This window comes from Pseudomonas sp. B611, assembly GCF_055407965.1.
This window is the reverse complement of record NZ_JBUZST010000004.1, coordinates 103,427-115,714: the sequence shown is the minus strand read 5'-3', so window position 1 is coordinate 115,714 and position 12,288 is coordinate 103,427. Positions and strand designations below refer to the sequence as shown.

Here is a 12,288-nt window from a genome sequence, read left to right as displayed (position 1 = left end):
GGCACGCGGGTTCAGAACAAAAAATAGCGCTGGGCCATCGGCAACACCTCGGCCGGTTCACACCACAGTAAAACTCCGTCGGCCTTGACCTGGTAGGTCTGCGGGTCCACGTCGATGTCCGGCAAGTAATCGTTGTGGATCAGGTCGGTTTTCTGCACGTTGCGGCAGCCCTTGACCACCGCGATCTGCTTCTTCAACCCCAGGGCTTCGGGCAACCCGGCGTCCTGGGCGGCCTGGCTGATAAAGGTCAGGCTGGTGGCGTGCAGCGAGGCGCCGAAGCTGGCGAACATCGGGCGGTAATGCACCGGTTGCGGCGTAGGGATCGAGGCGTTGGCGTCGCCCATGAGGCTTGAGGCAATCGCGCCGCCCTTGAGGATCAGGGTCGGCTTGATGCCGAAGAACGCCGGGCGCCACAGCACCAGGTCGGCCCATTTGCCCACTTCGATGGAACCGACGATGTGGCTGACGCCGTGGGTGATTGCCGGGTTGATGGTGTACTTGGCGATGTAGCGTTTGGCGCGGAAATTGTCATTACCGGGGCCGTCACCGGGCAGTGGGCCGCGCTGTTTTTTCATCTTGTCGGCGGTCTGCCAGGTGCGTGTGATGACCTCGCCGACGCGGCCCATGGCCTGGCTGTCGGAGCTGATCATCGAGAACGCGCCGAGGTCGTGCAGGATGTCTTCGGCGGCAATGGTCTCGCGACGGATGCGGCTTTCGGCGAAGGCCACGTCTTCGGCAATGCTCGGGTCCAGGTGATGGCAGACCATCAGCATGTCGAGGTGTTCGTCGATGGTGTTACGGGTGAAGGGGCGCGTCGGGTTGGTCGAACTCGGCAGCACGTTGGCGAAGCCGCAGGCCTTGATGATGTCTGGCGCGTGACCGCCGCCTGCGCCTTCGGTGTGATAGGTGTGGATGGTGCGGCCCTTGAGGGCGGCCAGGGTGGTCTCGACAAAGCCGGACTCGTTGAGGGTGTCGCTGTGGATCGCCACCTGCACGTCGTATTCGTCGGCCACGCTCAGGCAGTTGTCGATGCTCGCTGGGGTGGTGCCCCAGTCTTCGTGCAGCTTCAAACCGATGGCGCCGGCCTTGACCTGCTCGATCAGCGGCTCGGGCAGGCTGGCGTTGCCCTTGCCGGTAAAACCGATGTTCATCGGGAACGAATCGCTGGCCTGGAGCATGCGCGCCAGGTGCCATGGGCCCGAGGTGCAGGTGGTGGCGTTGGTGCCGGTGGCCGGGCCGGTGCCACCGCCGATCATGGTGGTGACGCCGCTGGTGAGTGCTTCTTCGATCTGCTGCGGGCAGATGAAATGCACGTGGCTGTCGATGCCACCGGCGGTGAGGATCATGCCTTCGCCGGCAATCACCTCGGTGCTGGCGCCGATGGCCATGGTCACGCCGGGCTGGATATCCGGGTTGCCGGCCTTGCCGATGGCGTGGATGCGGCCGTTCTTGAGGCCCACGTCGGCCTTGACGATGCCCCAGTGGTCGATGATCAGCGCGTTGGTGATCAACGTGTCGACCACTTCATGGGCGAGCAATTGGCTCTGGCCCTGACCGTCGCGGATCACCTTGCCGCCGCCGAATTTCACTTCTTCGCCGTAGATGGTGAAGTCTTTTTCCACTTCGACAAATAGCTCGGTGTCGGCCAGGCGGACCTTGTCACCGACGGTGGGGCCGTACATGTCGGCGTAGGCTTGGCGGGTGATTTTCATGTGTGTGCCCTGAAATATTTGTGTTGAATGTGAGACCGCTTTCGCGAGCAAGCCCGCTCCCACAGGAGAACGCATTCCAAATGTGGGAGCGGGCTTGCTCGCGAAGAGGCCCTAAAGATCACCCATAACCCGCCCGGCAAACCCAAACACCCGCCTGCCCCCACTCAAATCCACCAACTCGATTTCCCGACTCTGCCCCGGCTCGAACCGCACCGCCGTCCCCGCCGGAATATTCAAACGCATGCCGCGGCTCGCCGCCCGGTCAAACGTCAGCGCGTCATTGGTCTCGAAAAAATGATAATGCGAACCCACCTGGATCGGCCGGTCGCCGCTGTTGGCCACGCTAAGGGTGACGGTGCGCCGGCCCACGTTGAGTTCGATGTCGCCAGGCTGGATCTGATATTCGCCAGGAATCATGAGGGTTGCCCCAGGGTCTTGAAGTAGATGGCGGTCGGGCTGTAGCGCCCGTCCGGGCTTTGGCAGTAGTCGGGCAACTCACCGATCCTGGTGTAGCGCAGCGACTGGTAGAACGCTTCGGCAGGAGAGCCAGCCTCGGTGTCCAGGTACAACAGGCCGCGCTTGTGCTGGCGGGCGGCGAGTTCCAGGGTGTTCATCAACTGCTGGCCGAGGCCGTGGCGCCGTGCGCTGCTGTGCACCAGCAGCTTTTGCACCTCGGCGCGGTTCAGCCCGTTGGCCTTCTGGCACAGCGCCAATTGCACGCTGGCGATGACTTGCTCGTCGCGCACCACCACCCACAGCAACAGGCTGGCGTCTTCGATGCTGGCCTTCACGCTATGCAAATAGGCGCGTGCCTGGGCCTCGTCGAAGTCGGCCATGAAACCAACGGAAGCGCCGTGCCTGACCGCGTCCAGCAACAGTTCGATCAAGCCCTGGCGATAGTGGGCAAAACTTTCTGCATTGACTCGACGCAGTTGGGTCGCGCTCATCGCTCTCACTCCTTGGGGGGCTCTGCACCCGGGTTCAAGGCCAGTTGCATAAAGGTCAGGTCCAGCCAGCGGCCGAACTTGATGCCCACCTGAGGCATTTGCCCGGTGGTGATGAAACCCAGGCGCTCATGCAGGTGGATCGAGGCGTGGTTGCCGCTTTCGATGGCGGCGACCATCACGTGTTTGCCGCCGCTGCGCGCGCGTTCGATCAGCGCTTGCATGAGCAGCGGGCCAAGGCCCTTGCCGCGCTGGTCGTTGCGCACGTACACCGAGTGCTCGACGCTGTAGCGGAAGCCTTCGAAGGGCCGCCAGTCGCCGAACGAGGCGTAGCCGGTGACTTCGCCGTTTTCCACCGACACCAGGATCGGATACTGCTGCGCCTGGCGCGCGTTGAACCAGGCCTGGCGGTTGGCCAGGTCCACCGGTTGCTCGTTCCAGATCGCCGTCGTATTCAGCACCGCATCGTTGTAGATGTCGCGGATCGCCGGCAGGTCGCTTTCAAGTGCATCACGAATCATGGCGGCTTCTCAGGCAATCGGCTGGTGGACGGTGACGAGCTTGGTGCCGTCGGGGAAGGTGGCTTCCACCTGGATGTCCGGGATCATCTCCGGGATGCCCTCCATCACCTGTTCGCGGCTGAGCAGGGTGGTGCCGAAGTGCATCAGGTCGGCCACGGTGCGGCCATCGCGGGCGCCTTCCATCAGCGCGGCGGAGATGTAGGCGATGGTTTCCGGGTAGTTGAGCTTCACCCCGCGTGCAAGGCGGCGCTCGGCGACGAGGCCGGCGGTGAAGATCAGCAGTTTGTCTTTTTCCCGTGGGGTCAGGTCCATGGTTTAAGGTCCTTCATAAATACATGCTCAAATACACCAAAGATCCAATGTTGAGTGAGCTTGTGTGGGAGCGGGCTTGCTCGCGAATGCAGTGTGTCTGTCAATGCATCTGTTGCTGATCCACCGCATTCGCGAGCAAGCCCGCTCCCACACAAACCCATTCCCACTGTTAGATCTCATGTGCTCCAGATTCGGGGGGCTACTGCTTCTCGGCCCAGTATCGCCGGGCGCAGCAATTTCCATAAATCAATCAACCATGCCCGCGCCAACAGCGCCTCACTGGCCAGGCAACGCGCCACCAACAGACCCGGCAATTGGCTCAAGTCGCCACGCACCGCATGGGGCAGGGCACGGCATTGTTCGAGTAACTCGGGGTCAATCTCGCCCGTCAGCAACAACGTCGCAAACACCGGTTGCCCATCCAGCCCGATCGGCGAGTCGAGCAAACCATCGGCGCCAACAATGCGCTGGCGCTCATGCCAGAGCAACTGGCCGTCGCGGCGGATATCCAGGTGGGATTGAAAGTGGCCCAGGTCAAAACGCTCGCCACTGGCAGGGCGGCCGAGGGCGACAACGTCCCAGTAGAACAGGCGCGCATCGCCTTGCAGCTCGATGCGCGTGGTGAGTTCGGCCTGGGCCGCGCTGAACACGATGGTTTCCTGGGGCAGCCATTCCAGCGTGGCGCCGGCTTCGACAGTCAGGTCGAGTTGCTGAAACGCCGGGCCGCTGGCGCGGTACCACTTAGCCGCACCGGGGCTAGTCAACTGCGCCCAGGCGCCCGCACCGACGTGGGCGCTGATGTCCAGGCGATCACCGCCGGCAATCCCGCCGGGTGGGTGCACGATGATGTGTTGGCACACCTCGGGGCCTTCGGCGTACAGGTGCTTTTGCACCCGCAGCGGGCCAAGGTGGCGGCGCATCACCGGGCGCGTGGTGTCGCCGAAACGCGCGTAGCCGAGGTTCAGCTCGGCGTGCCAGCTGGGGGTGAAGAGGGCAGAGGGCAGGTTCATGTCGTTGTGCTTATCGTTAGGACGCTACAGATTAGATCGTAACGAGGCCGCGCACACCCTCGCTTTCCATGTTTTCGCCACGGCCCTGGGCGACGATTTCACCCCGTGACATCACCAGGTACTGGTCGGCGAGTTCGGCGGCGAAGTCGTAGAACTGCTCCACCAGCAGGATCGCCATATCGCCACGGGCCGCGAGCTTTTTGATCACCGCGCCGATCTCCTTGATCACTGAGGGTTGGATGCCTTCAGTGGGCTCATCGAGAATCAGCAGGCGCGGACGGCTGGCCAGCGCGCGGCCAATCGCCAACTGTTGCTGCTGGCCGCCAGACAAGTCACCACCACGCCGGTGTTTCATTTGCAGCAACACCGGGAACAGTTCGTAGATAAACGCCGGGACTTCCTTGGCCTCGGAGCCCGGGAAACGTGCCAGGCCCATCAGCAGGTTTTCTTCCACCGTCAGCCGCCCGAAAATCTCGCGGCCCTGGGGCACGTAGGCGATGCCGGCGTACACGCGCTGGTGTGGTTTGAAACCGGTGATGGCCTTGCCTTCCCAGTTCACCGCGCCTTCCTTGGCGGGCAGCAGGCCCATCAGGCACTTGAGCAAGGTGGTCTTGCCCACGCCGTTACGGCCGAGCAGGCAGGTGACTTCACCGACTTTCACATCAAATGAAAGCCCGCGCAGGATGTGGCTACCGCCGTAGTACTGGTGCAGTTTTTCGACTTGCAACATCTTCAAAACCTCCTCGATCCCCCTGTGGGAACCGGTTCAAATGTGGGAGCTGGCTTGCCTGCGATAGCGGTGTACCTGATGCACCGCTATCGCAGGCAAGCCAGCTCCCACATAAAGCAGTCTGTGGCAGCCTTATCGGCCGAGGTAAACCTCGATCACGCGCTCATTTTCCTGCACCTGCTCCAACGACCCTTCCGCCAGCACGCTGCCCTGGTGCAACACGGTCACATGGTCGGCAATCGAACCGACAAACCCCATGTCGTGCTCCACCACCATCAGCGAATGCTTGCCCGCCAGGCGCTTGAACAGTTCGGCGGTGAATTCGGTTTCGGCGTCGGTCATGCCCGCCACCGGTTCGTCCAGCAGCAACAGTTGCGGGTCTTGCATCAGCAGCATGCCGATTTCCAGGAATTGCTTTTGCCCGTGGGACAACAAGCCGGCCGGGCGCTGCACCGAGGCGGTCAGGCGGATGGTGTCGAGCACTTCGTCGATACGGTCCTTCTGCTCACCGCTCAGGCGAGCGCACAGGCTGGCCCACACGGACTTGTCGGTCTTCTGCGCCAGCTCCAGGTTTTCGAACACGCTGAGGGCTTCGAACACCGTGGGTTTCTGGAACTTGCGGCCGATGCCGGCCTGGGCGATCTGCACTTCGCTCATGCCGGTGAGGTCGAGGTTTTCGCCAAACCACGCGGTGCCGTGGCTGGGCCGGGTCTTGCCGGTGATCACGTCCATCAGCGTGGTCTTGCCCGCGCCGTTGGGGCCGATGATGCAGCGCAATTCGCCGACACCGATGTACAGGTTCAGGTTGTTGAGCGCCTTGAAGCCATCAAAGCTGACGCTGATGTCTTCCAGGGTCAGGATGGTGCCGTGGCGGGTGTTCAGGCCCTTGCCGGCGACCTGGCCAAGGCCGATGGCTTCACGGCCGCTGCCGGCGTCGAAAATAGGTTCAAGCATGACGTTCCTCATTTTTTCAGCAGCCCGATCACGCCCTTGGGCAGGTACAGGGTGACGATGATGAACAGCGCCCCGAGGAAGAACAGCCAGTATTCCGGGAACGCCACGGTGAACCAGCTCTTCATGCCATTGACCACACCGGCGCCGAGCAGCGGGCCGATCAGCGTACCGCGCCCGCCGAGGGCCACCCACACGGCGGCTTCGATGGAGTTGGTCGGCGACATTTCGCTGGGGTTGATGATGCCCACCTGCGGCACATACAACGCCCCGGCCAAACCGCACAGCACCGCGCTCAACACCCACACGAACAACTTGAAACCGCGTGGGTCGTAGCCACAGAACATCAGGCGGTTTTCGGCATCGCGCAGCGCCGTCAGCACCCGGCCGAACTTGCTCTGGGCCAGGCGCCAGCCGATGTACAGGCTCGTCACCAGCAACAGCACCGTCGCGACAAAAAGCACCGCCCGCGTGCCCGGTTCGGTAATGCCGAAGCCGAGGATGCTGCGGAAGTTGGTGAAGCCGTTATTGCCGCCAAAGCCGGTCTCGTTGCGAAAGAACAACAGCATCCCGGCGAAGGTCAGCGCCTGGGTCATGATCGAGAAATACACGCCCTTGATCCGCGAGCGGAAGGCGAAGAAACCGAACACCAGCGCCAGCAAGCCGGGCGCCAGCACCACCAGGCACATGGCCCAGAGGAAGTGTTCGGTGCCGACCCAATACCACGGCAATTCGGTCCACGACAAAAAGGTCATGAACGCCGGCAACTCATCGCCGGATGCCTGGCGCATCAGGTACATGCCCATGGCGTAGCCGCCCAGGGCAAAAAACAAGCCGTGGCCGAGGGACAACATCCCCGCATAGCCCCACACCAAATCCAGGGCGAGGGCGACGATGGCGTAGCAGAGGATCTTGCCCACCAGCGTCAGGGTGTAGGCGGAGATATGAAAAGCGTTGTCGGCGGGCAGCAGCGAGAGCAACGGCAGCGCCAGCAGCAGGAGCAGGATCACCGCACCCACGGCAATCGTCACTTTGGGGCCGGCCTTTTGCGTGGCCGTGAGCATCAATGGCTGGTTCATCAGTCGATCACCCGTCCTTTCAGTGCGAAGAGTCCTTGCGGGCGTTTCTGGATAAACAGAATGATCAGCGCGAGGATCAGGATCTTGCCGAGCACGGCACCGATCTGCGGTTCCAGGATCTTGTTGGCGATGCCCAGGCCAAAGGCAGCCATGACGCTACCGGCCAATTGGCCGACACCGCCGAGTACCACCACCAGGAACGAATCGATGATGTAGCTCTGGCCCAGGTCCGGGCCGACGTTGCCGATCTGGCTCAGCGCCACGCCACCCAAACCGGCAATGCCGGAACCGAGGCCGAACGCGAGCATGTCCACGCGTCCGGTGGGCACGCCGCAGCACGCCGCCATGTTGCGGTTCTGGGTCACGGCGCGCACGTTGAGGCCCAGGCGCGTCTTGTTCAGCAGCAGCCAGGTCAGCACCACCACACACAGGGCGAAGGCGATGATCACGATGCGGTTGTAGGGCAGCACCAGGTTGGGCAGCACCTGGATGCCACCGGACAACCATGCGGGGTTGGACACTTCGACGTTTTGCGCACCAAACACCAGGCGCACCAGCTGGATCAGCATCAGGCTGATGCCCCAGGTCGCGAGCAGGGTTTCCAGCGGCCGGCCATACAAGTGACGAATCACCGTGCGCTCCAGCGCCATGCCAATGGCCGCGGTGACAAAAAACGCCACCGGCAGCGCGATCAGCGGGTAGAACTCGATGGCTTGCGGCACATAACGCTGCATCAGCATTTGCACCACATAGGTGGAATAGGCGCCGAGCATGAGCATCTCGCCGTGGGCCATGTTGATCACGCCGAGCAGGCCGAAGGTGATCGCCAAACCCAGGGCCGCGAGCAGCAGGATCGAGCCCAGGGACATGCCGCTGAAGGCCTGGCCGAGGATCTCGCCGAACATCAGCTTGCGCTTGACCTGGGCCAGGCTGGTTTCGGCGGCGGTGTGCACGGTGGCATCGGTTTCTACGCCGGGGGCGAGCAAGGCTTCCAGGCGCGTACGGGCCAGCGGGTCACCGGTGTTGCCGAGCAAACGCACGGCGGCGAGGCGCACGGCCGGGTCGGTGTCCACCAGTTGCAGGTTGGCCAGGGCCAGGCTGAGGGCGGTGTGCACATCCTCATCGGTCTCGGTGGCGACCTGCTGGTCGAGGAATTTCAACTGCGCGGGCTGCGCGGTTTTTTGCAGGGTTTGCGCGGCGGCCAAACGCACCTTGGGGTCGGCGGCGAGCAATTGCTGGCTGGCTCGGACGTTGTCGATCAGGCCGCGCAGGCGGTTGTTCAGGCGCACGGTCTTGGTTTCACCGTTGAGCGTGAGTTGGCCTTGTTGCAGGGCATCCACCAGCTCAATGCGTGCCGGGTCGGGCTGGGCGGCCCAGTCCTGGAGGAGCTTGGCTTGTTGGGCCGGGTTGGCGGCGAGGAAGTCTTCGGCGTCGCTGGCGTGTGCGGCGAAAGGCAGCAACAGCAGCAAAGCCAGGAAATAGCGATGAAGGGCAGTAGGCATAACTAAAGTGTCCTGATCATGCGCGGTCAAAACTGTGGGAGCGGGCTTGCTCGCGAATGCGGTGGATCAGTAACAGATGGATTGACTGACACACTGTATTCGCGAGCAAGCCCGCTCCCACATTTGATCCGTGGTGGGGCTTAGTTACTTTTCACGGCGTAATCCGGCTTCTTGTCATTGCCCGGAATGTACGGGCTCCAAGGCTGGGCGCGGATTGGCTCCTGGGTCTGCCACACCACCGAGAACTGCCCATCGGCCTGGATCTCGCCGATCATCACCGGCTTGTGCAGGTGGTGGTTGGTCTTGTCCATGGTCAGGGTGAAGCCCGACGGCGCGGCAAACGTCTGGCCGCCCAACGCTTCGCGCACTTTGTCGACGTCGGTGGACTTGGCTTTCTCCGCCGCCTGCGCCCACATATGGATACCCACGTAGGTGGCTTCCATCGGGTCGTTGGTCACGGCTTTGTCGGCGCCCGGCAGGTTGTGTTTCTTCGCGTAGGCTTTCCAGTCGGCGACGAACTTCTTGTTCACCGGGTTTTCCACCGACTGGAAGTAGTTCCACGCCGCGAGGTTGCCTACCAGCGGCTTGGTGTCGATGCCGCGCAGTTCTTCTTCACCCACGGAGAAGGCCACCACCGGTACGTCGGTGGCTTTCAGGCCCTGGTTGGCCAGTTCCTTGTAGAACGGCACGTTGGAGTCGCCGTTCACCGTGGAGATCACCGCGGTCTTGCCGCCAGCGGAGAACTTCTTGATGTTGGCGACGATGGTCTGGTAATCGGCATGGCCGAACGGGGTGTAGACCTCTTCGATATCTTTATCCGCTACACCCTTGGAGTGCAGGAACGAGCGCAGGATCTTGTTGGTGGTGCGCGGGTACACATAGTCGGTGCCCAGCAGGAAGAAGCGCTTGGCGCTGCCGCCTTCTTCGCTCATCAGGTATTCCACCGCCGGGATGGCCTGCTGGTTCGGCGCTGCGCCGGTGTAGAACACGTTCGGCGACATCTCTTCGCCTTCGTATTGCACGGGGTAGAACAGCAGGCCATTGAGTTCTTCAAACACCGGCAACACCGATTTGCGCGACACCGAGGTCCAGCAGCCGAACACCACGGCGACCTTGTCCTGGGTCAGCAACTGCCGGCCTTTTTCCGCGAACAGCGGCCAGTTGGAAGCGGGGTCCACGACAACGGGTTCAAGCATCTTGCCGTTCACACCGCCCTTGGCGTTGATCTCGTCGATGGTCATCAGCGCCATGTCTTTGAGCGACGTTTCGGAGATGGCCATGGTGCCGGACAGCGAATGCAGGATGCCGACCTTGATGGTCTCGGCGGCCTGGATCGTCCAGGTCATGCCCATGGCGGCAATGGATGCCGACAGTGTGAAAGCCTTGATCAAGCTGCGACGCTTCATGGTGCGATCTCCGTGAACCCAAGTGTTGTTGTTGGACAGATGAGCAGGTGTTTGCAAAGGCTGTGCCTGCTTGAAGCAGGTGCCTGAATACAGCGGCGTGCACAGGGATGGGCGGGGGTGGCTGCACCGTTACGGCGCTTGATCGGGGCGGCGGTGCGGCGAGGGCACTGCGCTGGTGCGTCGGGGCGCAACTATGTAGCGCCCGGTTTTTTGGTGGGAGGGCAGGATGGAGGCTTAACTTTGTTTCGAGGCTCTCACCATGGGCAAACCCCTTCCCCGGCTCAGCCCCTCATTCATCAGTGCCTATCAACCCGATAGGTTGCCCGCCAGCGCTCCCGAGCAACCCACCGAGTGGGTACGCTGGCTCGCTGTGAACGGCACCTTGCGCGTGCTGATCGGCACGCGGTTTTGGGGACCGGCCGGCAACGGCTCGACGGCCTGGCTGGAGCGTTTCCTTGTTGCACCCGCCCACTTGCAGGCCGCGCAGCAGGCGTCAGGCGGCAAGCTCATCTACCTGGCGCCGCCGGAGGGGGCCTTGCTCAAGTATCAGCCTGCATCCAGTGGCGGTCTGTTTGAACAACAGAGCGCCCAGGACATCGACGCCAAGCTGAATGCCGGCACCCTGAAGCCGTTGCAGTTCATGCGGCAAGTGGCCGTTGCTGGCGATTTGCGGGTAATCGTACCGAGCCCCTGCTGGGATCGCAGCGGCTTGGTGCCGGGCCTGTGGAACTCTTACGAACATTTGTCACGCCGACGTTTGAGCGCAGCCTTTCTGACCCAGGACGACGCCGCGCGCTATGTGCGCCAGCGGGTGCCCACCGGGCTTTTGCGCTATTACGGCGGTGTGATCCTGCGCCGTGACGACGGTTGGTTCGTGGCCACCGAACCGCTGGAAGTGCCGGATGAAGTCTTTGATATCAAGTGGGTCTTCCCCGATCAAATCGTGAGCCGTGGCCTCTATCCCGTGCGCACCAACGTGGTGGAGGGCAGTGGTCTGTGGGGCGGACGCGGGCACGTGTCGGGCTGGCGCCCGTTTGCCCCGGCAATCGCTGGTGACGCTCGGTATGACCCACCCTGTACGCCGATTTTCGTGCAGCCGGACGATGCCGTGCGCCACGTGCATGCCCAGGTGACGACGCGCAGCGTGCCGTCCGACGGTGGTCTGCCACCCGGATTGTTTTCTCCAGCAGACCTGATCGAGGCGCTCTACCAGGTGCACGCCACCCGCACCCTTGCAGCATTGCCGTTGTACATTTCCTGCGCCGACGCAGCGTTGCTCAAGTTCCTGGTGCGCGATGCGCGCTTCACCCGCTATGACGACCTGGCTCAACTGCGCACCCGTGCGTTGAGTGCCGGCGACTACATCCGCCGGATGGCAGCGGCCGGTGATTTGCGCCTGTTGCAGGCCAGTGACAATTGGCGTGGGCATGTGCCGACGGCGGTTGACGAACGTGTGTTGGCGCTGGGGCCGATCCATGCCCACGGCGACGATGCTGCGTGGTATGCACGGCGCCAGGTCGGCGACTATGCGGGGCAACAGTACCTGAGCGCCGTGCTGGAAAATCCGCAAGCCAGCGCCTGGCTGCCGCTGCTGCCCGTGCCGGACAAGGGCTTTCCTTCACAGGTAGCCCAGCGCTGGTTTCCCAAGCACATCGACTGGCCAAACGGCTACCAATGCCGCGCCGTGCATGTGTTGTTTCACGCCGGCCTCGACCAGCCACACGCCGTGGCAGAGGACCTGTATCGCGAGTACTTCGTGTCATGGCGCGAACTGGCGCACTACATCTATCAATTGACGCGCGATGGCCTGCCCATTAACGCGTTCTACCTGAGCGCCCGCGACGGCGCGCTGCTGTGCTACACCCCGGGTTTTAGCGACGTGGAATACAACCTGTTGGACACCACCGGCAAATGGTCCGAGCAGGGCGGATACACGCGGTTTGCGCCTGAACCGTCCTGGGTTGTCGCCGGGTTGGCACGCCTCGGAGAGTTGCGGGTGCTGCACGCTGGCAGCTTCTGGACGAGGCGCGGAGCAGTGGAAACCAGGGGGCAGCAGCCCAGCGATCCCACACCGGGAGTGCCCGAAAAAGATGAACTTTGAATCGAGTTGCCGCGTGTACA

The 12,288-nt window shown here is 62.7% G+C and carries 12 protein-coding genes; 1 reads left to right on the top strand and 11 read right to left on the bottom strand.

Going from position 1 to position 12,288, the window contains the following annotated elements; genetic code table 11:
- Nucleotides 1–11: 11 nt before the first annotated feature.
- From ureC to urtA, 11 genes are all read right to left on the bottom strand, one after another.
- Complete coding sequence (ureC, locus tag ACZRMO_RS11335) at nt 12–1,712, bottom strand: urease subunit alpha (RefSeq protein WP_463972911.1); 1,701 nt, start codon at nt 1,710–1,712, stop codon at nt 12–14.
- Nucleotides 1,713–1,823: 111 nt separating this feature from the next.
- Nucleotides 1,824–2,129 carry an urease subunit beta gene (locus tag ACZRMO_RS11330; RefSeq protein ID WP_078046645.1) on the bottom strand — a complete coding sequence of 102 codons (306 nt, stop codon included), beginning with the start codon at nt 2,127–2,129 and terminating at the stop codon, nt 1,824–1,826.
- Nucleotides 2,126–2,659 carry a GNAT family N-acetyltransferase gene (locus ACZRMO_RS11325; RefSeq protein WP_463972910.1) on the bottom strand — a complete coding sequence of 178 codons (534 nt, stop codon included), beginning with the start codon at nt 2,657–2,659 and terminating at the stop codon, nt 2,126–2,128. The genes ACZRMO_RS11330 and ACZRMO_RS11325 overlap by 4 nt, the downstream gene beginning before the upstream one ends.
- Before the next feature lie 5 nt (nt 2,660–2,664).
- Nucleotides 2,665–3,177, bottom strand: coding sequence for an N-acetyltransferase family protein (locus ACZRMO_RS11320; protein ID WP_463972909.1), 513 nt, complete (start codon nt 3,175–3,177; stop codon nt 2,665–2,667).
- Between the two features lie 9 nt (nt 3,178–3,186).
- The gene (locus ACZRMO_RS11315) at nt 3,187–3,489 is read right to left on the bottom strand and encodes an urease subunit gamma (RefSeq protein ID WP_010213535.1); all 303 of its coding nucleotides are present in this window, start codon (nt 3,487–3,489) and stop codon (nt 3,187–3,189) included.
- Nucleotides 3,490–3,665: 176 nt separating this feature from the next.
- Nucleotides 3,666–4,499, bottom strand: a complete 834-nt coding sequence (locus tag ACZRMO_RS11310; protein WP_463972908.1) for an urease accessory protein UreD — start codon at nt 4,497–4,499, stop codon at nt 3,666–3,668.
- Nucleotides 4,500–4,530: 31 nt separating this feature from the next.
- Nucleotides 4,531–5,229: an urea ABC transporter ATP-binding subunit UrtE gene (gene urtE, locus ACZRMO_RS11305; RefSeq protein WP_207043619.1), complete on the bottom strand. Its 699-nt coding sequence runs from the start codon at nt 5,227–5,229 to the stop codon at nt 4,531–4,533.
- 132 nt (nt 5,230–5,361) lie between these two features.
- Nucleotides 5,362–6,195 carry an urea ABC transporter ATP-binding protein UrtD gene (gene urtD / locus ACZRMO_RS11300; protein ID WP_463972907.1) on the bottom strand — a complete coding sequence of 278 codons (834 nt, stop codon included), beginning with the start codon at nt 6,193–6,195 and terminating at the stop codon, nt 5,362–5,364.
- Nucleotides 6,192–7,259 (bottom strand): urea ABC transporter permease subunit UrtC, encoded by a 1,068-nt coding sequence (gene urtC / locus ACZRMO_RS11295; RefSeq protein WP_463972906.1) that lies wholly within the window; start codon nt 7,257–7,259, stop codon nt 6,192–6,194. Before urtC ends, urtD begins: the two co-directional genes overlap by 4 nt.
- A complete protein-coding gene (gene urtB, locus ACZRMO_RS11290) occupies nt 7,259–8,761 on the bottom strand; it encodes an urea ABC transporter permease subunit UrtB (RefSeq protein ID WP_463972905.1) in 1,503 nt (500 codons plus the stop codon). The genes urtC and urtB overlap by 1 nt, the downstream gene beginning before the upstream one ends.
- Before the next feature lie 140 nt (nt 8,762–8,901).
- Nucleotides 8,902–10,167: an urea ABC transporter substrate-binding protein gene (urtA, locus tag ACZRMO_RS11285; RefSeq protein WP_207043627.1), complete on the bottom strand. Its 1,266-nt coding sequence runs from the start codon at nt 10,165–10,167 to the stop codon at nt 8,902–8,904.
- A 259-nt stretch (nt 10,168–10,426) separates the two neighbouring features.
- Between urtA and ACZRMO_RS11280 the strand changes: the two genes are divergently transcribed.
- Nucleotides 10,427–12,268, top strand: a complete 1,842-nt coding sequence (locus ACZRMO_RS11280; RefSeq protein ID WP_463972904.1) for a hypothetical protein — start codon at nt 10,427–10,429, stop codon at nt 12,266–12,268.
- Nucleotides 12,269–12,288 lie beyond the last annotated feature (20 nt).

Bases quoted from the DNA above. Each gene is read 5' to 3' on its own strand.
- ACZRMO_RS11315 (WP_010213535.1), bottom strand. From the start codon at position 3,489: ATGGACCTGACCCCACGGGAAAAAGACAAACTGCTGATCTTCACCGCC.
- urtC (WP_463972906.1), bottom strand. From the start codon at position 7,259: ATGAACCAGCCATTGATGCTCACGGCCACGCAAAAGGCCGGCCCCAAA.
- urtE (WP_207043619.1), bottom strand. From the start codon at position 5,229: ATGTTGCAAGTCGAAAAACTGCACCAGTACTACGGCGGTAGCCACATC.
- ureC (WP_463972911.1), bottom strand. From the start codon at position 1,712: ATGAAAATCACCCGCCAAGCCTACGCCGACATGTACGGCCCCACCGTC.
- ACZRMO_RS11325 (WP_463972910.1), bottom strand. From the start codon at position 2,659: ATGAGCGCGACCCAACTGCGTCGAGTCAATGCAGAAAGTTTTGCCCAC.
- urtA (WP_207043627.1), bottom strand. From the start codon at position 10,167: ATGAAGCGTCGCAGCTTGATCAAGGCTTTCACACTGTCGGCATCCATT.
- ACZRMO_RS11320 (WP_463972909.1), bottom strand. From the start codon at position 3,177: ATGATTCGTGATGCACTTGAAAGCGACCTGCCGGCGATCCGCGACATC.
- ACZRMO_RS11310 (WP_463972908.1), bottom strand. From the start codon at position 4,499: ATGAACCTGCCCTCTGCCCTCTTCACCCCCAGCTGGCACGCCGAGCTG.
- urtB (WP_463972905.1), bottom strand. From the start codon at position 8,761: ATGCCTACTGCCCTTCATCGCTATTTCCTGGCTTTGCTGCTGTTGCTG.
- ACZRMO_RS11330 (WP_078046645.1), bottom strand. From the start codon at position 2,129: ATGATTCCTGGCGAATATCAGATCCAGCCTGGCGACATCGAACTCAAC.
- urtD (WP_463972907.1), bottom strand. From the start codon at position 6,195: ATGAGGAACGTCATGCTTGAACCTATTTTCGACGCCGGCAGCGGCCGT.
- ACZRMO_RS11280 (WP_463972904.1), top strand. From the start codon at position 10,427: ATGGGCAAACCCCTTCCCCGGCTCAGCCCCTCATTCATCAGTGCCTAT.